This window comes from Bacillus paramycoides (assembly GCF_038971285.1).
Classification (GTDB): Bacteria; Bacillota; Bacilli; order Bacillales; family Bacillaceae_G; genus Bacillus_A.
Map to the genome: position 1 here is coordinate 1,268,825 of NZ_CP152427.1, position 25,534 is coordinate 1,294,358.

Consider the following 25,534-nt stretch of genomic DNA (forward strand, 5'->3'; position numbering starts at 1 on the left):
TAAATAGAAAATGAAGAATCCTATTGTATCAATGGTTTGAGAGTTTTTTTGAGGAATATACTGGATTGATTTTTACAAAACTGTAATGTTTCTGTCGTTCTTTTTTATAATAAAGTAACATATTTTTAATGTTGTAGAGGACAAAAAAGCGGCTATCTCTTTACGTAGACGAAGGAGATAGCCGTTTTCTTATTATTACGTATGTTACGAGTTATTACGAGTTGGTTTCAATTGCTTCTAATAATAAATCTACAATGTGAATTCCTCTCATTTTATGAGAAAGACCTTCTCGCTCAATGCCTAATTTCATTTGTAATAAACAACCTGGATTTGCAGTAACAATAGTTGCCGCTTCTGTTTCGTGTACACGGTCCATTTTGTAGTCTAGAAATTCCATGGATAATTCTGAATGAACAATATTGTAAATACCAGCAGAACCACAGCAGCGATCCGCGTCTTTCATTTCACGATATGTTGCGCCTTGAATTGCTTCTAGTAACATACGAGGTTCTGAAGATGTTCGCATAACATTGCGTAAATGACAAGAGTCTTGATACGTAATAATTTGCGGCGTGAGTCGTAAGTCAGTTCGCTTGTGGAAGTCTAGTTCTACTAGAATAGCGGTAATATCTTTAATTTTAGAAACAAACTGCTTCGCACGTTCAGCCCACTGTGGATCATCTTTTAAAAGATAATCGTAGTCTACGAGGTAAGCTCCGCAACCACCAGCATTCGTAATAATATAATCGATGTTTAAATCTTCGAAAGCTTTTATATTGCGTTTCGCTAATTCTTTTGCACCGCTTTGCTCACCAGCATGCCCATGTAATGCCCCGCAGCAACTTTGTGTTTTCGGAATAACGATATCACAACCAGCTAACTGAAGAAGTTTCATTGTTGCATTATTTGTTTCTAAAAACATCGTATCCATTAAACAACCTGTGAAGAATGCAACTTGTTTCTTTTTTGTACTTTCAGCATGTAAAAATTCAGGGCGATCTTTCATTGCTTTCATTTTAGGGACTTTTGGTAGAACGAGATCCATCGTTGCAAGTGTTTCAGGGAATAGTTTCATAATCCCTGTTTTATGTGTTATCGTTTGTAAACCAGAACGCTGATAAAATCTAAGTAGACCGGTTAATGTTCTCATTCGATTTTGATGCGGGAAGAGTCCTTCAAAAACGACTTTACGAACAGCTTTCACTGGCACCGAGAACTTTTTGTTTTGATTTATAATATCACGAGCTTCTTCTAATAAATGTCCATAATTCACACCAGATGGACAAACAGGTTCACAAGCACGGCAACCGAGGCAAACATTTAATGTATTTTCAACATCTTCATCTGGCTCAATCAAACCGTCAACGATCGCTTTCATTAACGCGATACGTCCGCGTGGGGAATGTGATTCTTTATACCCAGATTGAATGTAAGTAGGGCAAGTTGGTAAGCAGAAACCGCATCGCATACAGTTTAGTAGTTCATCTTCACTTAATCGTTCTTTAAATTCTTTTTGAATGTTTTCTTTATTTAATGTTGTCATCGCTCAACCACCACTCTTTTACGAGTGTCCTTCGCGAACATCTTTCCTGGATTCATAATGCTATTTGGATCGAAGGCTTGTTTAATCCCTTGCATAGCAGCAATACCTTCTTTACCTAATTTCATTTCTAAATACGGAGCTTTCATCGCACCAACACCATGCTCACCAGTGATTGTGCCACCAAGTTCGATTGCTTTTGCAAATATTTCAGCAAAAGCTTGTTCAGCTCGGTGCATTTCTTCTTCATTACGAGCATCGGTCATACAAGTTGGATGTAGATTACCATCACCAGCATGTCCAAACGTACAAATAGGAATATTATATTTTTTTGCAATGGCATTAATAGCTTCAACCATCGGAGCGATTTGTGAACGTGGCACAGTTGCATCTTCCAGTATTGTTGTAGGTTTTAGTCTTGCAAGTGCTGATAGTGCGCTACGGCGAGCAGTACGAAGCGCATCTGCTTCCGCTTCATCTTTTGCAACGCGAACATCGACTGCATTCATAGAGCGGCAAACGTTAGCCATTTTTTCAATATCTCGATTGACAACTTCAGGTGGACCATCTTGTTCAATTAATAAAATTGCTTTTACGTCAGTTGGTAAACCGATTTGTGCAAACTCTTCTACAACTTCAATTGTCGGCTGGTCTAAAAACTCGAGTGTCGCTGGAATGATTTTATTTGCAATAATAGAAGAAACAGCGCGTGCAGCTTCATTAATATCTTCATATAGCGCAAGCATCGTTTTCTTCGTTTCAGGCATAGGAACAAGTTTTAATATCGCTTCTGTTACGACGCCAAGTGTTCCTTCAGAACCGATAAATAAACGAGTTAAATCGTAACCAGCTACATCTTTTGCTAATTTACCACCAGTACGAATCATATCGCCATTTGGTAAGACAAGTTCAAGACCCATCACATAATCACGTGTTACGCCATATTTTAATCCGCGTAATCCACCTGAGTTTTCATTAATGTTACCGCCAATTGTAGAAATTTTCATCGAGCTTGGATCTGGTGGATAAAATAAACCTTTTTCTTCTACGGCTTTAATAATATCAAGTGTAATAACACCAGCTTGCACAGTAATTGTTAAATTCTCTTCATCAATTTCTAAAATGTTATTCATATGGCGGAAGATAAGAACAATACCGCCTTCAAGTGGACATGTCCCTGCGCAAAGGTTTGTTCCGGAACCACGAACATATACAGGGATTTTGTGAGCGTTACATATTTTTAACACTTCAGCTACTTCATTTGTATTACGAGGAGCAATGACTGCATCAGGCATTGCTTGGAAGTTTGGAGTGGCATCATAACTATACGTTAAACGCCCCATATTGGATGTATCTACATTATCTTCGCCAACAATGGATACGAATGAATGAATAATTTGCTTTTCTAACATTGGAAATCCCCCTCAAACTGTTAACGTATTTAGTCATAATAAAAAACGTTGTAACAGTGCTTTCATTATAATGATAAAAAAGTTGGGGGATTCTTTCTATGTATAATCATCTAAAGATTAATCTATTTTATCATTCTTTTTTGTGTGAGTATCTAATAAGAGGAGAGAAAAGTATAAAATGTTTAAGTCTTTGAATTGTTTTGGGTCAAGTCCTGTATGCTCCTCAATCTTTTTAAGTCTGTAATGCAATGTATTAATGTGTATATGTAATTGCTTCGCTGTTTGTTTATAAGATTGGTTATAATCGATAAATAAACGTAAAGTGTGCATAAGCTCAGGTGATGATAGTAAGTTTTCGATGGTGCGCCTTAGAAACTGTTCCCGCGTTTCAGCAGAAATATCTTGTAAGCACATTTCTAAACGTAAATCTTCATTAAATACAATTTTCTTCGTTTCAAGTGATACAGAAAGAGCTTGTAACGCTTGTTCGTACGATAAGTTCATATTGTTTGGCGTAACGGTTTGTCCAATCCCGATATATAAAGGAATAGAAAATAAAGTTTCACAGTCTTGTTTTAATCGTTTTAAAAATTGATACGTTTGCTCTTTGGAGTTCGTGGATGTAAATAAAATAAATCGATCATTTCCCCAGCGAACAAATAGGTGCTCCTTTGTTAATAGATTGCGTATGTGTTGCCAAACTTTACGCTGAAGCATCGTGTCATTTTGATCGATAGAGAACAAAATAAGTTGTTTCTTCTTATATAAATCAATACCAAGTGTTTTGGCGCGATCAAGAAAGGTTGGAGACCAGTCTGTATTTTGAAGCCAATCAAAGACAAATGCTTCATAAGAACGGTGTTCAAGTTCTAGTTGTTCTAAAAAGTAGTTTTCGTGAATGAGTAGTTCGGTCATTTTACGTAATATTTCTCCGTATTGTGAAATATTTTCAGGTTCGCCTGTAATTCCAATGACACCAATTACTTCGTCATGGAATAGTAAGGGGAGGTTCATACCCGCCTTTACGCCTTGCAAGCATCGTTCATCCTTTTTTGTAATAATGACAGTTTTCTTTTGTTTCGCGCAGCGGAGTGCACCTTCATGAAATTGACCGATTCTTTCTATATCTGTACTTGCGATAATAACGCCTTGTATATTAATGATGATAATATTTTCTTTAATTAGTCTGCGTACTTCTCGTACAATTTTATTTGCTAAATCAGGAAAAAGCATAATTTGCACACCTCAAATTCTATTTGTTGTACATTATATATGTAAATGATATAAGAAAGGGAAATTTCACACTTTCCACACATTTATTTGTTATTTTACAATTATAACGAAATCATCCGAAGATGGAGGGGATCTTTTGAGAAAGTATGTTTTTCTTCTCTGTTTTTTATTTCTATTAGTAGGGTGTCAAGGAAGTTCATATACACCGATTGCTAAAGATCAAAGTGTTATTATAACAACGAATATAAAAGAAGGTAGCCTTAGTTTTGTTGATAAACAAACAAAAAAGTTAATTACGACATGGGAACTTAACGAACCGATGGCAGGAATTGCACTACTTCCAAACAGTGAGGACATACTTGTATATGGTAAGCAGCTAGAGTACATGTATGTATATTCACTAGCAGAAGGAAGGCAAGTGGAAAAATATAAAACGGGAAAAGGCATTGTAAATGTTGTCGTATCAGAAGATAAAAAACAATTATTTGCTGCCGATCAAAATGCTCAAAAGGTCAGGTTTTTTACGATAAAAGGAAAAGAGACGGGGAGTGTGTCAACCGGAAAAGGACCAATAACGATGGTAGAGCACGATAACCAGTTATCTGTATTAAACTTTTATGATACGAAGCTAACGACAATTGATACAAAGAAAAAAGAAGTGGTCCAATCCTTTATGATTCCCCCAGCGTCAACGGGAGCAACAATTAGCCCGGGTGGCAAAGAGATATGGATTGGCGGACATGGTGATGGAAATCAAGTGAATGAGAAAGTATTAGTGTATTCTTTGCAGAACGGAGAAATGATACGTTCTTTACACGCCCCGTTTATGCCTGTGAATATAACGAATGATAATAAGTATGTATATGCATTAAGTCACGGCTCGAATATGCTTAGAAAGTTTGATGTTAGCACGTATAAAGAGGTTGCTTCTGTAGAAGTAGGATCGAACCCATTTGCATTTTTGAAGAGCGGAGCAGAAGGCTACGTAGCAAGCTATGATAGTGATGAAGTGTGCGTCATGGATATGAAGAATTTAAAAATAAAAAAAACAATTAAAGTCGGAAAAGGGCCGTTTCAACTCATAGAGAGAGAAGGGAAGGACAATGAGTAAATATAGGGTGCTAGTTGTAGATGATGAAAGTGATATGAGACAGCTTGTTGGAATGTACTTAGATAATTTTGGGTACGAGTGGGGAGAAGCTGAAAATGGAAAAGAAGCGCTACAAAAATTAGAGAAGAATCATTATGATTTCGTTGTACTAGATATTATGATGCCAGAGATGGATGGACTTTCAGTTTGTAAAGAAATTAGAAAAACGTCAGATGTACCAATTATATTTTTAACAGCAAAAGGTGAAGAGTGGAATAGGGTGAACGGTTTACGTATGGGAGCAGATGATTATATTGTAAAGCCATTTAGTCCTGGAGAATTAATTGCTCGTATGGAAGCTGTGTTAAGACGTTATACAAAGCAAGAACAACAAGAGGAAGTTCAATTTGGACCGATCCTTATTAATGAAAAAAGTAGGAAGATTGAGGCAGATGGTGAACCGATTTCTCTTACAGTAAAAGAGTTTGATTTACTCTATTTTCTTTGCCAACATACGGGACAAGTATTTAGCCGAGAACAATTGCTGGAAAAGGTATGGGGATATGATTATGCCGGAAGTACAAGAACGGTAGATACGCACGTGAAAACAATGCGTTTGAAACTTGGAGAAAGTGGAAACTACATTCAAACTGTTTGGGGTGTAGGCTATAAATTTGAGGTGTAACGTATGTTTACGATGGTACAGAAGCTTTGGCTGACAGTAGTATGTGCAGTATTTGTAACAGTTTCTTTTCTCTATTTTGTATCTTTATACTCGTACGAAAAACTATACGTTGATAATTTAAAAGATTCATTAGTAACGGAGGGGAAGGGGCTTGCTGCGCAATATGATAAGCGTGAAGGCATATCAAATTTTGAAGAGAAAGTAAGAGCATTTGATCAAATATCTAGTTCAGACGTTCTTTTTGTATCCAATCCACGTGATTTAAGCGCATGCTTACCTTTTGATGTGCATCATCATTCTCTTATAAGTGAAGGGGACAGGCAAGCATTATTAGATGGAAAAACTGTGACAAAGATAGGATACGAGGAACATTTTGACCGTAATATTATGGGGGTTGTCATCCCTGTTTTAGAAAATAAAAAATTAGTTGGCATTGTATATTCTTATATTCCTTTAAAAAGTATAAAAGACTTAATATATGATATGGGCCTTATTTTGGCACCGTTAGCACTTGCTATAACTTTACTGACAATATGGATTGGCAGAAAAATTATTATTGCCATTACGAGACCGCTTTCGCAAATGGAACGAGTTGCGAATCATTTGGCTACGGGAGATTTCTCAGAACGAATTACAATTTCTTCTGAAGATGAAATTGGACGATTAGGAAAAGCATTTAATAAAATGGCAAATTCTTTAGAGACAGAGGACGTAAAGCGTAAGGAATTTTTAGCTAACGTTTCGCATGAACTAAGAACACCGCTTAGTTATATAAAAGGATATAGCGAGGCTATTTTAGATGGTGTAGCGAAGGGACCACAGCAAGAAAAAGTAACGCAGCTCATCCATAAAGAAGCGGATCGTATGCAGCGCCTCGTACATGATTTATTAGATTTAGCACAATTAGAAGGTGAACATTTTCCGTTAAAGAAACAACCTATCGTTTTTTCACAACTGATTGAAGATGTGCTAGATACGTATGAGATTAAGTTTATAGAAAAGAAAATTCGTATTTCAACAAATTTAAACCCAGAAATCATTGTAATGATAGATGAGGATCGTATGCAACAAGTGCTTCATAACGTGTTAGATAATGCGATACGGTATACAAATCCAAACGGGGATATTATGATAACGCTTAGGCAGATAGATGATTATTGTGAATTGAACATAAAAGATACGGGAATCGGTATTGATACAGAGCATTTAGAAAATCTTGGCGAACGTTTTTATCGCGTTGATAAAGCGAGAAGTCGCCAACATGGTGGAACAGGTTTAGGTCTTGCTATTGTAAGACAAATTGTTCATATACATGATGGACAGTGGCGAATTGAAAGTGAAAAAGGGAATGGGACGACAGTTATTATTAAATTGAAAGTACAGGATGAGGCGAGCATGTTCTAGTTTTTAGAGCGTGCTTTTTTATCCCGCTATTTTCCGGGCAGTAAGATCCCCACCTCAAAATTCAGCGGAAGCAAAGAAGTTAGGTGGGGGATCAACTGCCAGTAAAAGCCCGATTGGTGAGGGCTGATAATCAGTGGGGGATGAACAAAACCCTCACTGATTAAAGTTTCACTTTTTATGGGAGATAATAGTTATACAGAAAGATATAAATTAATATGTAATAAATATCGGAAATTTGACGATTTTATGAACAAAACATTTGTACTTCTTACCAATTCGTTCTAAAATAGTTATGATGCAAAGTTTTTATAAATCGTTTCAATTGTTGTTTGGAAGATACTGAGGTGATTTAACTGGAGTACAAATCGATTAAACCGAAAAAAATTTACGAAGAAGTATCTGAAGCTATTTTGACAATGATTAAAAATGGTACGTTAAAACCTGGTGACAAACTACTTCCTGTGCATCAATTAGCTGAGCAGTTTCAAGTTGGCAGATCTGCTGTACGTGAAGCGCTAAGTGCGCTAAGAGCGATGGGCTTAATTGAGATGAAACAAGGAGAAGGTACATATGTGAAGAATTTCGATTCTTCTTCATTAACGAAATCATTAAACAATAGATTATTAATGAAGAAAGAAGATATTTTGAATTTATTAGAAGTGCGAAAGGTGCTTGAAGTGGGGGCAGTTCGAGCAGCTGCGGCAAAACGTACGGAAGAGAATTTGAAAAATATGAAACATTGGTTAGATGAAATGGCAAAGAGCATTGGAGATGAAAAAGCTGGTGAAAAAGCAGATTTTCAGTTCCATATGGGAATTGCGGAGTCTTCGCATAACAACATTTTGCTTGAACTCATGAATCATGTTTCAGAGATGATTGCTGAAACAATTGGTGAATCAAGACGCATTATTTTATATGGTGAACAAACAACATCAGAACGACTTATAGAAGAGCATCAAGTTATATATGATGCAGTGTTAAAGCAAGATGTAGAATTAGCGCAGCAAGCAATGCTAGATCATTTAACAAATGTAGAACATATTGTCACAGGTATAAACGATATAAATTCGTAATTTAATCTTTTAAAAATCAAATTTTTTGATAAAATAGAGAGAGATTAAGTAAGCGTTTTCTTTAGAAAAGGGAGAGGATAGGCCATGGTTGAGCCTACTTCTTCTTTCCTTAGTCATCTGATGACCATATGTTTGTTGGTGGAGTTGTAAAAAGGGGGAGTAATAATTATGAAAGTTACTTTATTTGTTACTTGTTTAGTCGATATGTTTGAAACAAACGTCGGCAAAGCAACAGTTGAAGTGTTGGAGCGTTTAGGTTGTGAAATTGAATTTCCAGAAGCACAAGTTTGTTGTGGTCAGCCTGCTTATAATAGCGGCCATGTAGAAGCAGCAAAAGAAGCGATGAAACATATGATTGAAACTTTCGAAGATGCAGAATATATCGTTACGCCATCTGGTTCTTGTGCGACAATGTTTCATGAGTATCCGCATGTTTTTAAAGATGATCCGAAGTGGGCTAAACGTGCACAAAAAGTTGCCGATAAAACATATGAATTTACACAATTTATTGTAGATGTTTTAAAGGTTACTGATGTCGGTGCAAGTTTACCAGGGGTCGCTACTATTCATAAATCATGTCATATGACACGTATGCTTGGAGTAACAGAGGCACCGGGAATTTTATTATCAAATGTAAAAGGATTAACTGTGAGAGAGTTGCCAAATGTGCAAAATTGTTGCGGATTTGGGGGAACGTTTTCAGTGAAGATGACTCCGATTTCTGAGCAAATGGTAGATGAAAAGGTAGATAGTGCAATGGAAACAGGCGCTGATTATTTAATCGGTGCAGATTGTGGGTGTTTGTTAAACATTGGCGGACGTATTGAGCGTTTAGGAAAAGAAATAAAAGTAATGCATATTGCTGAGGTACTGAATAGTCGCTCATGAAGGGGGAACATAAGCTATGTCTATGAAAATCAGTGAGAAAAAATTTAATGATCGCGTTGGCGATGGAATTCAAGATTCGTTTATGCGCGGAGCAGTATCTTCTGCACAAACACGCTTATATACGAATCGTTTAAAAGCAGCAGATGAATTAGGAAACTGGGAAGAATGGCGTGAACTGGGTGAAGAAATTCGCCAACATACATTAGAAAATCTTGATTATTACTTAATGCAGTTAAGTGAAAATGTATCAAAAAGAGGCGGACATGTGTACTTTGCGAAAACGAAAGAGGAAGCAGCAAAGTATATTCAAGACGTTGCAAAAAAGAAGCAGGCAAAAAAGGTAGTAAAATCAAAGTCGATGGTAACAGAAGAAATTAGTATGAACCATGCACTTGAAGAAATCGGTTGTGAAGTGTTAGAAAGTGATCTAGGAGAGTATATTCTGCAAGTAGATAACGATCCACCTTCACATATTATTGCGCCTGCTCTTCATAAAAATAGAACGCAAATTCGTGATGTATTTAAAGAAAAGCTTGGCTATGAAAATTCTGATGATCCATACGAAATGACAAAGTTTGTTCGTAAACAACTTCGTGAAAAATTTATGGATGCAGAAATTGGTGTGACAGGTTGTAACTTCGCTGTTGCAAATACTGGCTCTCTTTGTTTAGTAACGAATGAAGGTAATGCCGACCTTGTTATGTCGATTCCGAAAACACAAATTGCAGTAATGGGTATGGAACGTATGGTTCCGACAATGGAAGAATTAGATGTTTTAGTTGGTTTACTATGTCGTAGTGCAGTAGGTCAAAAGTTAACAAGTTATGTAACTGTAGCGGGACCAATTCAAGAAGAGGAAGTAGATGGACCAGAAGAATTCCACTTAGTTATTGTCGATAATGGTCGTTCTCAAATTCTTGGATCTGAATTCCGTCAAGTGTTGCAATGTATTCGTTGTGCTGCTTGTGTGAACGTATGCCCTGTATATCGTCATGTTGGTGGACATTCATATGGGTCTATATACTCAGGACCAATTGGTGCGGTATTAACACCACTTTTAGGCGGATATGATGATTACAAAGAGCTTCCTTATGCCTCTAGTTTATGCGGGGCGTGTACAGAAGCTTGTCCAGTAAAAATTCCATTGCATGATTTATTATTAAAACATCGCCAAGTTATCGTTGAGCAAGAAGGACGTGCTCCACTTGCAGAAAAATTAGCAATGAAAATGTTTAGTATGGGTGCATCTTCAGCAGCTTTATATAAAATAGGATCAAAAATGGCGCCAGCAGCAATGAGTCCATTTACATCTGGTAACCGTGTATCAAAAGGTGTTGGGCCACTTAAAAACTGGACAGATATTCGTGAATTCCCGGCTCCAAGTAAAGAAAGATTCCGTGATTGGTATAAAGATCATAAGAAAGGCGGGGACAAATAATGACAGGATTAATTCAAAACCGTGAGTCCTTTCTAGATAATATTGCAAAAGAACTTGGACGCACGCGTAAAACGGATGGTGTAAAACGTCCAGTGTGGAAAAATAATGTGAATAAAGAAACGTTAAAAGATTATTCACAAGAAGAATTGTTAGAAGTATTTAAAAATCAATGTACAAACATTCATACAACTGTTGTGGAAACGACAAACGACCGTTTACGTGAAGATATTCAAAAAGTAATCGTGGAAAACGGTGGGGGACCTATTATGTTATCGGCAGATGAACGTTTTGATTCCTATGGATTGACGTCTTTATTTAAAGAAGAGCTTCCAAATCAAAATGTTGAAGTGAATGTATGGGATCCTGAGAAGAAAGAAGAGAATATGCGTATCGCAGAAAGAGCGAATATTGGAATTGCATTTAGTGATTATACTTTAGCTGAATCTGGTACGATCGTTGTACAAAGTCATAAAGGCCAAGGTCGTTCTTTACACTTTTTACCGACTGTATACTTTGCTATTATTCCACGTGAAACACTTGTGCCTCGTATTACACAAGCAGTTGAGGATATGAACTCGCGTATAGAAAATGGTGAGAAAGTGGCATCTTGTATTAACTTTATTACAGGACCTAGTAACTCGGCAGATATTGAAATGAATCTTGTTGTCGGGGTACACGGACCATTAAAAGCAGTATATTTCATCGTATAAAAGAGGGGAAAGCAGGCCAGAAAATGGCCTGCTTTTTTAATAGAATAGAGATAATATGAAGTAGAAGTTCTCTCCTTTTTTTGCTATGTTCTTCTGGAAAGGAGAGGAAGGGATGTTCACTTATGTATATGCATTGTTAGTGGGGATGGTGTTTGGTTCTTTTTTTATGGTAATTGCGATGAGAGTTCCACTAGGTGAGTCTATCATTGCCCCGCGTTCACATTGTCATTATTGTAAGTATGTGCTAAAGCCAAAAGAATTGATTCCAATCATTTCATTTTGTATACAAAGGGGACGGTGTACGAATTGTAAAAGAGAAATTTCAATTTTGTACGTAGTATTTGAACTTGTAACCGGAATGATATTTTTTCTTACTGTATATATGATTGGGGTGGAACAAGAACTTATTATCATTTTATCGCTATTTTCATTACTTCTTATTATTTCGGTTACAGATTACATATATATGTTAATTCCAAATCGTATTTTAGCTTCGTTTGCCTGTTTACTCATTTTAGAATGTATTTTTGTACCGTTAGTCACTTGGACAGATAGTATAGTTGGTAGTAGCGTTATATTCATTTTGTTATATTGCATGCAAAAGATATATCCAGAAGGGCTTGGGGGAGGGGATATAAAATTACTTTCGTTACTTGGATTTATAGTGGGACTGAAAGGGATTTTTATCGTTTTATTTTTAGCATCTTGCTTTAGTCTTTGTTTCTTTGGAGTGGGTCTCGTATTAAAACGTATGAAAATGAGGACCCCAATTCCGTTTGGTCCCTTTATTAGTCTTGGGGCAATATGTTACATGTTGATCACGTATGCAAAATAGAGAGGGGATAGAACATGAATGTATATATGGACGATCAAAGAAGTTGCCCGTACGGGTATGTACCTGCAACTACAGTAGAATGTGCTTTGCAAATGGTTCGGGATTATGATGTGAATATTCTTTCCCTTGATTTTAACATGAGATGGGGAGAAAAAAGTGGATTAGATTTTGTAGAGGCTTTTTGTAAAGAAGGTTTATACGTAAATGAAATGCACCTTCATACGAATGATGTTATCGGTATGTACAAGATGAAACAGAGAATTGAAAAGGGAAAGGAAGAAGGAGAAATTAATCCTCATCTTGTTGTTAAATATGTGGGGAGCTAAAAACTCCAAAGTAAAACTTTGGAGTTTTTAATGTTTCAAATGCGCTTGCAACGGAATAATCTCTTCTTGTTGAGCTGCTACTAATTCGGCTTCTTCTTGTTTCATGTCAGGTGCTTTCTTTGTTAAGTAATGGTATACCACACCAACAAATACAGACCCGCCAATAATGTTACCGATTGTAACTGGAATTAAGTTATGAATAGCACCTGTAAAAGAAATTGTCTCCGGATGCGGTGAAACTAAAGATAAAGCAAATAGTGATAAGTTTGCAATGCTATGTTCGTAACCAGATAAGAAGAATGTAAAAACGAGTAGCATCATCATCATAATTTTTGCTGTATCACCTTTCACTTGAGAAGGTAAGAAACAAGCAAGACATACGAGCCAGTTACATAAAATCGCTTTAAAGAATAATTGAATTGTAGGTGTATTCATTTTTCCTTCTACTACTTTATTCATGAAATGACCGTGATCAATTGCTTCGAAAATTCCAGTTGCATAAAATAGTAAAGCAAAGAATAAAGCACCAGCTAAATTTCCTGCATAACAAGCGACCCAGTTACGAAGTGTATCAGAAATCGTTGTTTCTTTTCTTAAAGTTGCTACAGTGAAGTACATTGTGTTTCCAGTGAACAATTCAGCACCGCCATATATAATAAGGACGAGGGCAATTCCGAAAAACATGGAAGCCGCTAAATAAGTGGCTGGTGAATCTGCAATGTGAAAGAAGTTACCTAATTTAAAACATAGTACGATAATAAAACCGATATAAATACCCGCAAGTGCGGCACGAATGAAATATTGCATCGGGTTTATATCTAGCATTTGTTTTTTGCTCTTAGCCAGTTTGACAACATAATCTAATCCTTGTTCTAGCATGAGTAATACGCTCCTTTAGTACATCATCTATAAATGCTCCTTATATGAATAAAGTACATGGATTTGATCATAGTTTCAATAAGTTTGTGTAATGTTTCACAAAAAGGACATACATATATCAAGAAAACGTTTTCAAAAAGTAGTATAATAGAAATTTTTCTGGACATGGAGAGGGAGAAAGGAAAAAGAAAAAGCGCTGTAATTACAGCGCTTTTTCGTCTAGATTCTTTTCGACTTTTGTTTCTACTTCTTTCGAGAAAAACCAGCCGCCAACTGCGATTCCAACTAATACAATCCAGAATGTAAGCTTCCAAGGTGTAGATTCTGGGAAGGAATGTGGAATTACATTTAATGCAGAGTGTGCTAATGTATAAACTGCTAGTTTCACACCAACCCAACCTACAATTAAGAATGCTGCAGTTTCAAGTCCTGGCTTACGTTTTAAGATTTGTACGAAAGCAGTTGCCGCAAATCGCATAATGATTAATCCGATAAGTCCACCTACAAAGATAACAACGAATTGCCCAGTATCAAGACTACCAATTGTACCTAATCCTGTTTTCGGTAAAGTCATTGCTAATGCAACGGCAGCTAAGATTGAATCAACTGCGAAGGCGATATCTGCAACTTCAACTTTAAATACAGTCCACCAAAAGTTCTCTTGTTTTTTCTTTGCCTCTTTTTCTTCTGTTTCTTCATCCGTATTCTTTTTAACATACGTTTTAAATAAGTGATTACCAGCGATAAACATAAGGTAAATGGCACCGATTGCTTGCACTTGCCATACGTCGACTAGGAACGAAATCATAAATAACGATCCGAAACGGAAAACAAATGCCCCCGCTAATCCGTAAAATAGTGCTTTCTTTCGTTTTTCTTCTGGTAAATGTTTTACCATAATTGCAAGAACAAGAGCGTTATCAGCTGCTAAAATCCCCTCTAGTGCAATTAGGATAAGTAATACCCAACCATACTCCAATAATAATGATACATCCATGTACATTCTCCTCTCATTTCTATAAGTACTAAATAAGTGAAGAATTTCCCCACTATTTAGTTTCCCCATACTCCTGTCTATTAACTTTGGAAGAATTTGGGAATGAATACAAAAAAGACCTCTGCCGTTAATAGGCAAAGGTCTTGCTAGACATATGTAATGAAAATGCCAACAAAGCCGGAAGAACTAAGTTCTACGTAATGACGACTTTGTTTCCAAGAAATATTCTTGGACGCTACTCCCCTTTGGAGATATGCTATTGTATTCTCATTATATGGATAATTTATACGGTTGTCAACCTGTTAAAATATCTTCGTTCGGATATTTTATTTTTCGGTTCTTTTTACGTGCAAATGAAAAAGCAAGTGTTAAAGGTCCCATTTTGCCGAAAAACATCATAAAGATAATAATAGCTTTTCCAATCATCGTTAAGTGCGGTGTGAAATTCATACTGAGACCGACAGTCCCAAATGCTGAAAATACTTCGAAAGCACTCATCAATAGAGGAACTCGCTCAGTAATACTCAAAATTAAAATAGCAAAAAAGATAAATGAAATAGAAATAATAGTGATGGTCAATGATTTGACAATAAGAGTATCTTTAATAGATTTTTTAAACACGACAATATCATCTTGTTCTTGTAAAAATTTAAATACTCCAAAAAACATGATTAAAAAGGTTGTTAATTTAATCCCACCGCCAGTTGAAGCACTACCGGCGCCGATAAACATTAGAAGCATCATTAGTAAAAGGGAAGGCTTTGATAATGCAGAAATATCAACTGTATTAAACCCGGCAGTACGCGTTGAAATAGCTTGGAAATAAGCAGCCATGCCTTCTTCAAATGGAGTAAATCCTCTCATAGAGAGAGAATTGTGGAACTCGAATGTAAAAATAAAAATAGTCGCAATAATATTGACGATTAGAGTAGAAGAGAGCATAAGTTTTGAGTGTAATGTAAGGTTTTTAAAATTTTTCTTTCTTTTTATATCTACGATTACTGTAAAACCAATCCCACCTAAAATAATGAGGGAGGAAATGACAAGATTGACAAGAATGCTATGAGAATGGGACATTAAATTATCGCTCCACACAGAAAAACCAGCATTGTTAAAAGCAGAGATGGAATGAAAAAAGCTATAATAGATCCCTTTAGCAATCCCATATTTCGGTACCCATTCAAAAGAAAGAATGAAAGAAGCGATACATTCGACTGTAAAAGAAAATAAAAATAATGCTTTGGCAAGACGGATGACACCGCCTATATTCGTTTGATTTAATGCTTGTTGCAGTAAAATTCGGTTTTGAAGGCCAATTTTTCTGCCAAGCATAATCGCAATTAAAACGGCAAAGCTCATAATGCCAAGTCCGCCCACTTGTATAAGCGTTAAAATGACACATTGACCAAATAAAGTAAATACTTTTCCAGTGTCCACAACCCCTAGCCCTGTAACCGTACAAGCAGAAACTGTTGTAAATAAAGCATCGAGCCATGAAATAGACGTTGTTGTAGCAATTGGTAGTTTTAATAAGCATGTACCTATAATTGATAACATGATAAAAGACAAAGTAAGAACGCGGGGAGGACTCATGCGAATGTTAATCCGTTTCATGTTACATACCGTTCCTTTCTGTTTGCTCTTACTAGTATGTGAAAAAGTACGTTTATGTATGTTAAAAATAGAAAGAGGCAGAGAATATCTGCCTCTAAGCCATATGTTATAGTGTTATCCGCGTAATTGTTGTTGAGCTAAAGAAACAAGACGTTTTGTTACTTCACCGCCAACTGATCCGTTAGAACGAGATGCAGTATTAGACCCTAAGCTTACGCCGAATTCTTGTGCAATTTCATATTTAAATTGATCAAGTGCTTGTTCAGCACCTGGAACTAGTAATTTGTTTGTTTTTGCCATGATGATACACATCCTTATAAGTAGTCCAGTCCAGCTAAGTACTTATCTGAACTGGTACTGTTATTTTATGTGGAACCGGCGTGCTCATACGCGGAAGTAATCGGTGTGATTAGAAGTTATTGGATAGAAAAAAGAGTAGCAAATTTGCTACTCTTTTTTCAGTATTGTCGCTGTACCTTCCACGACAATATCATCGGATTGATTGTATATGTTTGTTTGCAACGTAATGATTTTTTTATCGTCACGTTTTTTGATGACTTCTGCCACAACGCGAAGTGTATCGCCGATTTTGACAGGAGCACGGAATGAAATGTTTTGAGATAAATAAATCGTATTTTTCCCTGGAAGTTTCGTACCAAGAATCGTCGAAATGAAACTTGAAACGAGCATGCCATGAGCAATACGTTCTTTAAACATTGTCGTTTTTGCAAAAGAGTCTAAAATATGAATAGGATTCACATCTCCAGTCAACTTTGCAAAATTGATAACGTCTTCATCCGTAATCGTTTTTGTAAGGGATGCTTGATCACCGACTTGAATCTCATCATAACGAAGCTCCGGAACAGTTTGTGCTTCTTGAAATGGATTCATTTTGTCCTCCTTCTTTTCCATATCGAAAAATGCCAGCCATCTTGATGTAGTAGGAGGAAGAAAGAGTTTTGTTTGTGCTGCAGTTAGCTCCCACATTTTTCTTACTTGATGGAAGTAAATAGATTTTTTGAATTTTCCTCGAACTTTTTTGCGAGTTCCAACTGTTTCGACTTGAACTCTTCCAAAAAACCTTCTAACTGTTTTTGAGCCTCTTCACGTTGTAATTGTTGTTGTTCAATAAATTGCTTAGTTGTTTCTTCAAATTGACCGCTTGTTTGAGTAAGGATAGACAAAGATGTTTTTGTAGGAGAAACAGTTAGCTGTTGCATATGAGCAGAAAGTTCTTTCCACTTGTCTTGCCACTCGTTAATTTGATCATTTAAGGAGTTTCCAGTTAATTGCTTCACGTAATCTGTATATTGATTATTGAATTGATTAGTGAATTGTTGCAGTTCTTTTTCTAGTTCATCTACTCCTGATGTTAATTTATGCAAAGCGTCTTGTTGTTGTTTTAATGTTTCTAAAGTAAGTTGCTCTAATTGTTTCCCAGCTGAAGAGAAAAGGGAAAGAGATTGAGACCAGTTTTTCCAAAATGCATCGACCAATTCGTTTGGTTTAGTTTCCATTGTTTGACCCCCAAATGTTTTTTTGCATATTGTGAACGCAGATTACTCTGCTGTACCACCAGGTGAAGATGAAGAATCCTTTTCATCCTTTTCTGGAGAAGTGGCAAATGGAAAGAATGCGTTCGTATATAACGTGAAAAACGTTCGCAGCATATTTTGGTAATGCTCAAAAGAAGTTGCACATGTTGCTAAATATTTCTCTCCATATTCAGTTAAAGAATAAATTCTTTTTGCTGGCCCTCCTTCGCTTGTATCCCAAGTAGAAGAAATGAGATTTTCTTTTTCTAATTTGCGTAGTGTTCTATAGACATTACCTTGGTCAACAGAAGAAAAGCCGATATCCATTAGCATTTGAATAAGTTTGTAACCATGAAGACTCCAGTCTTTTAGACATAGAAGTAAGAAGGGAACTAAGAAGTTTTTTGGCATGGAGTTTGGTTGTTTTGCTTGGTTGTTCTCCAAACTTTCGCGTTGTTCTGGTTCATTATGTAGCATGATTGTGCATCACCTCATGAATCAGTTAGATGGAATTTTTTGCTTATAAGTGCAATTTACACCTATCTGTTTTTAAAGTCAATACATTTGTTAGAAAATAGAAAAAAATAAAATATAGACTTGAAGTTTTATTCAGAATATTAGAAAATAATGAATAGGTTGAATTGTTTCAAAAACGAAAAAGGGAGTGTAGGTAAAGTGATTGATCAAAAATTCGATCCACTACAAGCATGGAAAAATGCTTATGAACAAACCGAAACATTTTGGGGAAAAGCGCTCAATGAAACAATTAAAACAGAAGAATATTCTGCTTGGATGGGCAGCGTTCTAGATTTGAATTTGTTTTATCAAAAAGCATTAAATGATACGACAAAAAATTATTTAGAGCAGGTGAATGTGCCTACGAAAGAGGATATCGCTAGAGTGGCTACGCTTGTTATTAACTTAGAAAACAAAGTGGATAACATTGAGGAGTTTCTAGAAGAGAAGGTAGAGTCAGTAGGACAAGCTCCTACATTAAAGCGTGATGTTACGAAAGTAAAACAAGATATTCGCACGCTAGAAACGAAAGTTGATCAAATTTTACAATTGCTAGAAAAGCAAAATGCAGTACTAGCAAAGCTACAAGAACCTGTAAAAGAAGAAGTAAAACCTACGAATAAACCAGAAAATAAAAAGTGATAATAGCGCTTGTTTATAACAGGTAAAAGAGAGGGGGAGAATCTCTTTTACGTGTATAACCAGCGAAACATAATTATATAGGGACTCCATAGTATGAGTACCAAAATGATTCATAATAATCGTTCACAAATTCATTTAAGGGGGAAAAGAAATGGTTCAATTAAATGGCAAAGTAGCAATCGTAACAGGTGGAGCAAAAGGAATTGGAAAAGCGATTACAGTAGCGTTAGCACAAGAAGGTGCAAAAGTTGTTATTAACTATAACAGCAGCAAAGAAGCAGCTGAAAACTTAGTAAATGAATTAGGAAAAGAAGGACATGACGTTTATGCAGTTCAAGCGGATGTTTCTAAAGTAGAAGATGCAAACCGACTTGTAGAAGAAGCAGTGAATCATTTTGGTAAAGTTGATATTCTTGTTAATAATGCTGGTATTACAAGAGATCGTACATTCAAAAAATTAAATCGTGAAGATTGGGAACGCGTAATTGATGTGAACTTAAGCAGTGTGTTTAATACGACAAGCGCGGTACTTCCATACATAACGGAAGCAGAAGAAGGAAGAATTATTAGCATTTCTTCTATCATTGGACAAGCTGGTGGATTTGGACAAACAAATTATTCAGCAGCGAAAGCAGGTATGCTAGGATTTACAAAATCATTAGCATTAGAGCTTGCAAAAACAAATGTAACTGTAAATGCTATTTGCCCAGGATTTATTGATACTGAAATGGTAGCAGAAGTACCAGAAGAAGTACGCCAAAAAATCGTTGCGAAAATCCCGAAAAAACGTTTTGGTCAAGCTGATGAAATTGCAAAAGGTGTAGTATACCTATGCCGTGACGGTGCTTATATCACTGGTCAGCAATTAAACATTAACGGCGGATTATATATGTAATGAAGTAAGAAAAAAGTGCATATCCATAGCAGGAATGCACTTCTTTTTTTAGAAGGAAATCGACCAAAAAGGAGATAGAAAAATGACTACATTCGTAACAGAATGGGAAAAGCAATTAGAGCTATACCCAGAAGAGTACCGAAAAGCGTACCGCCGTGTGAAAAGGGCGAGTGAAATTTTATTACGTGAACCAGAGCCGCAAGTAGGATTAACGCCGAAAGAGGTTATTTGGACGAAGAATAAGACGAAGCTTTATCGCTACATTCCAAAACAAGAAAAAACACAAAGAGTTCCAATTCTATTAATATATGCTCTTATTAATAAACCATATATTATGGATTTAACTCCTGGAAATAGTTTAGTGGAATATCTAGTGGACCGTGGTTTTGATGTGTATATGCTTGATTGGGGCACATTTGGTTTAGAAGATAGTCATTTGAAATTTGATGATTTCGTGTTTGATTATATTGCAAAAGCAGTGAAAAAAGTAATGCGAACTGCAAAATCGGACGAGATTTCTTTACTTGGTTATTGTATGGGTGGAACGCTAACTTCTATTTATGCGGCACTTCATCCGCACATGCCAATTCGTAACCTAATCTTTATGACAAGTCCTTTTGATTTCTCTGAAACAGGATTATATGGTCCTTTATTAGATGAGAAATACTTCAATCTAGATAAAGCGGTTGATACATTTGGAAATATTCCGCCAGAAATGATTGATTTCGGAAACAAAATGTTAAAACCAATTACGAACTTTGTTGGTCCATATGTTGCTTTAGTAGATCGTTCAGAGAATGAGCGTTTCGTTGAAAGCTGGAGGTTAGTTCAAAAGTGGGTTGGCGATGGCATTCCGTTCCCAGGTGAATCATACAGACAGTGGATTCGTGATTTTTATCAAAACAATAAACTGGTTAAGGGTGAACTCGTTATTCGCGGACAAAAGGTAGACCTTGCAAATATTAAGGCGAATGTCTTAAATATTTCAGGGAAACGTGATCATATCGCCCTGCCCTGCCAAGTAGAAGCGTTGCTAGATCATATTTCTAGCACAGATAAACAATATGTATGTTTACCAACGGGACATATGTCGATTGTTTACGGTGGAACAGCGGTAAAACAAACGTATCCAACGATTGGAGATTGGCTTGACGAGCGTTCGAAGTAAAAATAAAAAAGTCCAACTAGCATATGTTAGTTGGATTTTTTTATGGAAAATAACAAAACATAGAGGGGAGAAATTTATATTTTAGGAGTATAATTATGAAACTTATGACTGGTAAGTTGTTTTGGAATACAGGAGTTTCTATACCTTGTTATCCACCGTTAGAAAATGATATGATATGTGATGTGCTTGTAGTCGGAAGTGGCGAAGCAGGTGCCCATATAGCATATTTTTTAGCGAAAATTGGCATGAGTGTGATGCTTATTGAAAAAAGAGAAATTGCATGTGGTAGTACATTTGCAAATGTAGGTTTACTACAATTTCTTCATGATAAATCGTTAACCTCACTTATCCATACATTTGGTGAAGAAAAAGGGGTACGAGCATATAAGCTTTGTTACGAAGCGTTACGAACGATGGAGAAAGTTGTACCGACTCTCGATATTGATCCCCAGTTTATTCCGCGAAATAGTTTATATTATGCAAGTAAAAGTGAGGATGTCTCATTTTTACAAAAGGAGTATAATACGTTACAGAATTATGGATTTCCGGTTGAGTATTTTACAGAATCTGATGTGAAAGAACGTTATCCTTTTACAAAACAAGCGGCATTATACACACACGGTGATGCCGAGGTGAATCCGTATTTATTGGCGCATAGCCTTTTGCATAAAGCAAATCAAATGGGTGCTACTATATATGAACATACAGAGGCCATTCATATAAAAAAACGCCAAAATGATTTAATTTGTTATACGAAAACAGGAAATCAAATTGTAGCAAACAATATTATTATGGCGACGGGATATGAAGAGTTTTTCGGAAAGAAAGAAAAAAATACAACAGTAGAAACATCTTATGCAGTTGTAACAAATAAGGTAGATTCATTTGAAGGTTGGTATGAACGATCATTAATTTGGGAAACAGCACGGCCTTACTTATATTTTCGAACATATCAAGACCGTATTATTATAGGCGGGTTAGATGAAGCGATGCAAATTCAAACAATTGGTGATACGAAATTATTGCATAAGCGTGATACCCTTATTAACATTGTAAAAGAGATGTTCCCGCAGTATAAGAATATACAGGCAGAGTACTATTGGGCGGCAGCATTTGGAAGTAGTCATGATGGTCTCCCTATTTTAAAAGAAGACAAAAAGATACATAATTTATTTTACGCATTGTCACATGGCGGTAATGGAACTGTGTATGGAATGGTATTTGCCAAAATATTTGAGCAGTTATTTACAAATAAAGAAAGTAAAGATTTTTCTTTATTTAATCGATAGAAAAAGGTAGCGAAGTGATGGAATGAAAGATATAAAAAAGTTTTTACAAAAATTACGTCCCGTGCAACTTATTGTTTTGTTTTATTTATTAGCAGTAGTTGTATCGGTGATATTGCTTAGTTTACCGTTTGTTACGAAGTCTGGTGTGGAATGGACATTTATAGATGCCCTCTTTACAGCTGTTAGTGCGGTAAGTGTTACGGGCCTGTCTGTTGTTACGATTTCAGATACATTTACTACGGCAGGAATTGTTATTTTAGCCCTTATTTTACAATTAGGCGGCTTAGGAATTATGGCGCTTGGTACATTCGTTTGGATTATAACGGGGAAAAAGATTGGTCTGCAGAGAAGAAGACTGATTATGGCAGACCATAATCAAGGGAATTTATCAGGCCTTGTAGAATTGATGCGTTCTATTTTAATTGTAATTATTTCAATAGAGCTTATTGGAGCAATATTATTAGGTACAAGATTCCTACTTTACTTTCCAACTTGGCAAGAAGCTTATTTTCACGGTTTCTTTGCGGCTGTTAGTGCAACTACGAACGGCGGATTTGATTTAACAGGGCAATCGCTAATTCCGTATAAAAAAGATTATATTGTTCAAATGATTCATATGTTACTTATTATTTTAGGAGCAATCGGATTCCCTGTATTAATGGAAGTGAAACAGTTCCTTAGTAAAAGGAGACAGCAACTATTTCGTTTTTCGTTATTTACAAAATTGACGACAACAACATTTTTTGCGCTCGTTATCGTTGGAACAATTATGATTTTTTTACTAGAACGAAATCAGTTTTTAGCAGGAAAGTCATGGCATGAAACGGTTTTCTATACATTATTCCAATCTGTGACGACGCGAAGTGGTGGGCTTGCTACAATGGATATACGTGAATTGTCACAACCGACGCTTTTATTTATGAGTATATTAATGTTTATAGGGGCATCTCCAAGTTCGGTGGGAGGCGGAATACGTACAACAACATTTGCTGTTAGTATATTATCGCTATACACTTTTGCAAGAGGCGGGAGAACGGTTAGAGTCTTCAAACGTCAGCTACATGAAGAGGACGTGCTGAAAGCATCTGTCGTTATGACGATGGGTATTTTATTATGTGCTACAGCACTATTTATTTTATCCATTACGGAAAATGTACCGCTTATGAGTTTAATTGTTGAAGTCTGTTCTGCTTTCGGGACGACAGGACTATCGACAGGTATTACGCCAGATTTAACAACTGTTGGTAAACTTGTACTCATTGTACTTATGTTTATCGGTCGCGTTGGTATTTTAACATTTATACTAGCTAGTGGCGGAAGAGAACAGCCACCTCGCTATAAATACCCGAAAGAGAGAATTATTATTGGATAGTATGAAACCATTCTACCTATGTTAGGTAGAATGGTTTTTTAGTCGTTAATGCCAAATTGCGGATGCATAAAAGCGTCATTTTTACTATCTGCTTCTTTTTTTAGCAACTCTTGATTCTCTTCTGAAATCCAACCAATATCATTAGTAGGATGGATCCATTCTTCTCCAGCCATAATGGCGGGATCTATTTCATCACTCCAATTGTGAAGTGGACTGTTCTCGGAATCATATTTACTGTCTCCGATTACGACGTCATATTGATTGATGAAAGGTTGTTGCATCTTCTTTCCTGTTCCTTTAAAAGATGGAAAATTCATTTGATGCGGGAGCGTTTCGTCTAGAATTGGTGACTGAATTTTATCTTTCTTCTTCAAAATAATCGCTCCTTTTTATAATGATTTCTTCATAGGTAGTATTTCCATCTAGCGGCTCTTATGTACTTGTTAACACTTGCCAGTAATAATTATTTCGGCTTGCTTCAAACTAGAGTAGAAAGTGAATTCTGGAGAGCAGGTGAATGTATTGGTAAAAAGAAAAGTAAAACAAAATGCTGCAATTAACAATAATAAAACTCCGAAAGAAAGCTTACCAGATGCAGAATTTGCATTAGAGTATGAAGGAGAAAATAGCGCGAAGTATGCAAATCGTAATTCAAAAAAAGGTAAACAAAAATGAGGCGTTTTTTCCAAACGCCTCATTTTTTTGTGGGATTATAAAGGTTTTTTTAATTATTTGTAAATTTAGTGTTCATTATTAGCAGAAAAATGAGAAAAAACATAGAAGTAGCAACGTATTACACAAAAACAAACAACAAACAAAATATTAATGTTGGTTTAATACTGCTTTTACACTAGTTGTTTATATTTGAGTTGTACATAAGATTTGTAAAAGGAGAGAGAGACAGTGAAAAAAACAATCTTTAAAGCTGTAGCAACTGGAATGGTATTTTCGTTATTAATGGGGTGTGGTGCTAAGAAAGAAGAAAGTGCTGGGGCAAAAGTAAAAGATGATAAACTATCTGGATCATTAACTGTCTACACAGCGATCGAAGAAGAACTTGTACCAATTTATCTTGATTCTTTTAAAAAGAAATATCCAGATGTGAAGCTGAACATTGTTCGTGATTCAACTGGAGTTATTACAGCAAAATTGCTAGCTGAAGGAAAAAATACACAAGCAGATGTTGTATGGGGAACTGCTGCATCAAGTCTATTGGCTTTAGATAAAAAAGATATGTTAAAAGGATACTCTCCAAAAGGAGCAGATCGTGTTCTTCCACAATTTAAAGATGATAAGCAACCAGAAAAATGGGTAGGAAATACTGCATTTATGACGGGGATTGCTATAAATAAAGAAGAATTAAAGAAGAAAAATTTACCGATGCCAGAATCATACGAAGACTTAACGAAACCAGAATATAAAGGAACGCTTGTTATGCCACATCCAGCTTCTTCTGGAACAGGGTTTTTAACAGTTTCTGCATGGTTACAAATTATGGGTGAAGATAAGGGCTGGGATTATATGAAGAAACTTCATGATAATATGGCAACTTATACTCATTCAGGTTCAAAGCCAGCGAAATTAGCAGGTGTAGGCGAATATCCAGTTGGCGTATCAATGGTTTATAGTGCTTTGAAAGAGAAACAAAAAGGTGCACCAGTTGAAGTTGTATTGCCGAAAGAAGGATTAGGTTGGGAAGTAGAAGCAAACGCACTTATAAAAAAAGATAATGCAAAAAATGAAAAATTAGCGCAAGCATTTTTAGATTGGGCAATTACTGATGATGTAATGAAGTTATACTTCGAGAAAAATGGATTTGCGACAATTAAAAATGATTATAAACTTCCAGATGGATTCCCTAAAGATGTGACAGAAAAGTTATACAAAAAGAATGACTTTAAGTGGGCAGCAGAAAATCGCGACAAAATTTTAGAAAAATGGGAAAAAGAGTTTGGCCAAAAAGCAGAACCGAAAAAGTAAGTGAGTGGGAGAG

27 protein-coding genes and 1 riboswitch are annotated in these 25,534 nt (G+C 36.1%); of the genes, 16 read left to right on the forward strand and 11 right to left on the reverse strand.

Going from position 1 to position 25,534, the window contains the following annotated elements:
- Nucleotides 1–214: 214 nt before the first annotated feature.
- The 3 genes from AAG068_RS06550 to AAG068_RS06560 all read right to left on the reverse strand — a co-directional run bounded on the left by AAG068_RS06550 (nucleotide 215) and on the right by AAG068_RS06560 (nucleotide 4,185).
- Nucleotides 215–1,543 (reverse strand): (Fe-S)-binding protein, encoded by a 1,329-nt coding sequence (locus AAG068_RS06550; RefSeq protein WP_342718621.1) that lies wholly within the window; start codon nucleotides 1,541–1,543, stop codon nucleotides 215–217.
- Nucleotides 1,540–2,952, reverse strand: coding sequence for a glycolate oxidase subunit GlcD (gene glcD, locus AAG068_RS06555; RefSeq protein ID WP_342718622.1), 1,413 nt, complete (start codon nucleotides 2,950–2,952; stop codon nucleotides 1,540–1,542). Before glcD ends, AAG068_RS06550 begins: the two co-directional genes overlap by 4 nt.
- Nucleotides 2,953–3,069: 117 nt before the next feature.
- Nucleotides 3,070–4,185: a CdaR family transcriptional regulator gene (locus AAG068_RS06560; RefSeq protein WP_342718623.1), complete on the reverse strand. Its 1,116-nt coding sequence runs from the start codon at nucleotides 4,183–4,185 to the stop codon at nucleotides 3,070–3,072.
- Nucleotides 4,186–4,321: 136 nt separating this feature from the next.
- Between AAG068_RS06560 and AAG068_RS06565 the strand changes: the two genes are divergently transcribed.
- From AAG068_RS06565 to AAG068_RS06605, 9 genes are all read left to right on the forward strand, one after another.
- Nucleotides 4,322–5,296 carry a YncE family protein gene (locus AAG068_RS06565; RefSeq protein ID WP_342718624.1) on the forward strand — a complete coding sequence of 325 codons (975 nt, stop codon included), beginning with the start codon at nucleotides 4,322–4,324 and terminating at the stop codon, nucleotides 5,294–5,296.
- Nucleotides 5,289–5,960 (forward strand): response regulator transcription factor, encoded by a 672-nt coding sequence (locus AAG068_RS06570; RefSeq protein ID WP_098670160.1) that lies wholly within the window; start codon nucleotides 5,289–5,291, stop codon nucleotides 5,958–5,960. Before AAG068_RS06565 ends, AAG068_RS06570 begins: the two co-directional genes overlap by 8 nt.
- 3 nt (nucleotides 5,961–5,963) lie before the next feature.
- Nucleotides 5,964–7,364, forward strand: a complete 1,401-nt coding sequence (locus AAG068_RS06575) for a sensor histidine kinase (RefSeq protein ID WP_342718625.1) — start codon at nucleotides 5,964–5,966, stop codon at nucleotides 7,362–7,364.
- A gap of 383 nt (nucleotides 7,365–7,747) precedes the next feature.
- Nucleotides 7,748–8,437 carry a FadR/GntR family transcriptional regulator gene (locus AAG068_RS06580; RefSeq protein WP_255448402.1) on the forward strand — a complete coding sequence of 230 codons (690 nt, stop codon included), beginning with the start codon at nucleotides 7,748–7,750 and terminating at the stop codon, nucleotides 8,435–8,437.
- Between the two features lie 168 nt (nucleotides 8,438–8,605).
- On the forward strand, nucleotides 8,606–9,325 hold the full coding sequence (locus tag AAG068_RS06585; RefSeq protein ID WP_342718626.1) for a (Fe-S)-binding protein: 720 nt from the start codon (nucleotides 8,606–8,608) through the stop codon (nucleotides 9,323–9,325).
- 16 nt (nucleotides 9,326–9,341) lie between these two features.
- Entirely contained in the window at nucleotides 9,342–10,763 is a 1,422-nt protein-coding gene (locus tag AAG068_RS06590) for a LutB/LldF family L-lactate oxidation iron-sulfur protein (RefSeq protein ID WP_342718627.1), read from the forward strand.
- Nucleotides 10,763–11,473 carry a LutC/YkgG family protein gene (locus AAG068_RS06595; protein WP_098669868.1) on the forward strand — a complete coding sequence of 237 codons (711 nt, stop codon included), beginning with the start codon at nucleotides 10,763–10,765 and terminating at the stop codon, nucleotides 11,471–11,473. Before AAG068_RS06590 ends, AAG068_RS06595 begins: the two co-directional genes overlap by 1 nt.
- Before the next feature lie 112 nt (nucleotides 11,474–11,585).
- Entirely contained in the window at nucleotides 11,586–12,308 is a 723-nt protein-coding gene (locus tag AAG068_RS06600; RefSeq protein ID WP_342718628.1) for a prepilin peptidase, read from the forward strand.
- 14 nt (nucleotides 12,309–12,322) lie between these two features.
- Entirely contained in the window at nucleotides 12,323–12,634 is a 312-nt protein-coding gene (locus AAG068_RS06605) for a cyclic-phosphate processing receiver domain-containing protein (protein WP_342718629.1), read from the forward strand.
- Nucleotides 12,635–12,661: 27 nt separating this feature from the next.
- On the opposite strand, the gene AAG068_RS06610 is transcribed toward AAG068_RS06605, so the two are convergent.
- From AAG068_RS06610 to phaQ, 7 genes are all read right to left on the reverse strand, one after another.
- Nucleotides 12,662–13,513 (reverse strand): formate/nitrite transporter family protein, encoded by an 852-nt coding sequence (locus tag AAG068_RS06610; protein ID WP_342718630.1) that lies wholly within the window; start codon nucleotides 13,511–13,513, stop codon nucleotides 12,662–12,664.
- A 202-nt stretch (nucleotides 13,514–13,715) separates the two neighbouring features.
- Complete coding sequence (locus AAG068_RS06615) at nucleotides 13,716–14,510, reverse strand: TerC family protein (RefSeq protein WP_342718631.1); 795 nt, start codon at nucleotides 14,508–14,510, stop codon at nucleotides 13,716–13,718.
- Between the two features lie 90 nt (nucleotides 14,511–14,600).
- Nucleotides 14,601–14,766: riboswitch (yybP-ykoY riboswitch) on the reverse strand.
- A 38-nt stretch (nucleotides 14,767–14,804) separates the two neighbouring features.
- Entirely contained in the window at nucleotides 14,805–16,184 is a 1,380-nt protein-coding gene (locus AAG068_RS06620; protein WP_428846000.1) for a TrkH family potassium uptake protein, read from the reverse strand.
- A gap of 54 nt (nucleotides 16,185–16,238) precedes the next feature.
- Nucleotides 16,239–16,424 carry an alpha/beta-type small acid-soluble spore protein gene (locus AAG068_RS06625; RefSeq protein ID WP_001140707.1) on the reverse strand — a complete coding sequence of 62 codons (186 nt, stop codon included), beginning with the start codon at nucleotides 16,422–16,424 and terminating at the stop codon, nucleotides 16,239–16,241.
- 147 nt (nucleotides 16,425–16,571) lie between these two features.
- Nucleotides 16,572–17,015 (reverse strand): MaoC family dehydratase, encoded by a 444-nt coding sequence (locus AAG068_RS06630; protein ID WP_342718633.1) that lies wholly within the window; start codon nucleotides 17,013–17,015, stop codon nucleotides 16,572–16,574.
- Nucleotides 17,016–17,116: 101 nt separating this feature from the next.
- Complete coding sequence (gene phaP, locus AAG068_RS06635) at nucleotides 17,117–17,641, reverse strand: polyhydroxyalkanoic acid inclusion protein PhaP (protein ID WP_342718634.1); 525 nt, start codon at nucleotides 17,639–17,641, stop codon at nucleotides 17,117–17,119.
- 42 nt (nucleotides 17,642–17,683) lie between these two features.
- On the reverse strand, nucleotides 17,684–18,136 hold the full coding sequence (gene phaQ, locus AAG068_RS06640; protein ID WP_000903021.1) for a poly-beta-hydroxybutyrate-responsive repressor: 453 nt from the start codon (nucleotides 18,134–18,136) through the stop codon (nucleotides 17,684–17,686).
- Between the two features lie 198 nt (nucleotides 18,137–18,334).
- Between phaQ and phaR the strand changes: the two genes are divergently transcribed.
- The 5 genes from phaR to AAG068_RS06665 all read left to right on the forward strand — a co-directional run bounded on the left by phaR (nucleotide 18,335) and on the right by AAG068_RS06665 (nucleotide 23,541).
- Nucleotides 18,335–18,817 (forward strand): polyhydroxyalkanoic acid synthase subunit PhaR, encoded by a 483-nt coding sequence (gene phaR / locus AAG068_RS06645; protein WP_098669874.1) that lies wholly within the window; start codon nucleotides 18,335–18,337, stop codon nucleotides 18,815–18,817.
- A gap of 151 nt (nucleotides 18,818–18,968) precedes the next feature.
- A complete protein-coding gene (locus tag AAG068_RS06650) occupies nucleotides 18,969–19,712 on the forward strand; it encodes an acetoacetyl-CoA reductase (protein WP_000250412.1) in 744 nt (247 codons plus the stop codon).
- A gap of 82 nt (nucleotides 19,713–19,794) precedes the next feature.
- Nucleotides 19,795–20,880, forward strand: coding sequence for a class III poly(R)-hydroxyalkanoic acid synthase subunit PhaC (gene phaC, locus AAG068_RS06655; protein ID WP_048526792.1), 1,086 nt, complete (start codon nucleotides 19,795–19,797; stop codon nucleotides 20,878–20,880).
- A gap of 95 nt (nucleotides 20,881–20,975) precedes the next feature.
- Nucleotides 20,976–22,169 (forward strand): NAD(P)/FAD-dependent oxidoreductase, encoded by a 1,194-nt coding sequence (locus AAG068_RS06660; RefSeq protein WP_342718636.1) that lies wholly within the window; start codon nucleotides 20,976–20,978, stop codon nucleotides 22,167–22,169.
- Between the two features lie 22 nt (nucleotides 22,170–22,191).
- Complete coding sequence (locus AAG068_RS06665; RefSeq protein WP_342718637.1) at nucleotides 22,192–23,541, forward strand: TrkH family potassium uptake protein; 1,350 nt, start codon at nucleotides 22,192–22,194, stop codon at nucleotides 23,539–23,541.
- 38 nt (nucleotides 23,542–23,579) lie between these two features.
- On the opposite strand, the gene AAG068_RS06670 is transcribed toward AAG068_RS06665, so the two are convergent.
- Nucleotides 23,580–23,915 carry a DUF3905 domain-containing protein gene (locus AAG068_RS06670; RefSeq protein ID WP_342718638.1) on the reverse strand — a complete coding sequence of 112 codons (336 nt, stop codon included), beginning with the start codon at nucleotides 23,913–23,915 and terminating at the stop codon, nucleotides 23,580–23,582.
- Nucleotides 23,916–24,063: 148 nt separating this feature from the next.
- Here AAG068_RS06670 and AAG068_RS06675 point away from each other — a divergent pair, with 148 nt between their 5' ends.
- A complete protein-coding gene (locus AAG068_RS06675; RefSeq protein WP_000240799.1) occupies nucleotides 24,064–24,216 on the forward strand; it encodes a hypothetical protein in 153 nt (50 codons plus the stop codon).
- A gap of 228 nt (nucleotides 24,217–24,444) precedes the next feature.
- Nucleotides 24,445–25,521, forward strand: coding sequence for a putative 2-aminoethylphosphonate ABC transporter substrate-binding protein (locus AAG068_RS06680; protein ID WP_342718643.1), 1,077 nt, complete (start codon nucleotides 24,445–24,447; stop codon nucleotides 25,519–25,521).
- Nucleotides 25,522–25,534: the final 13 nt, after the last annotated feature.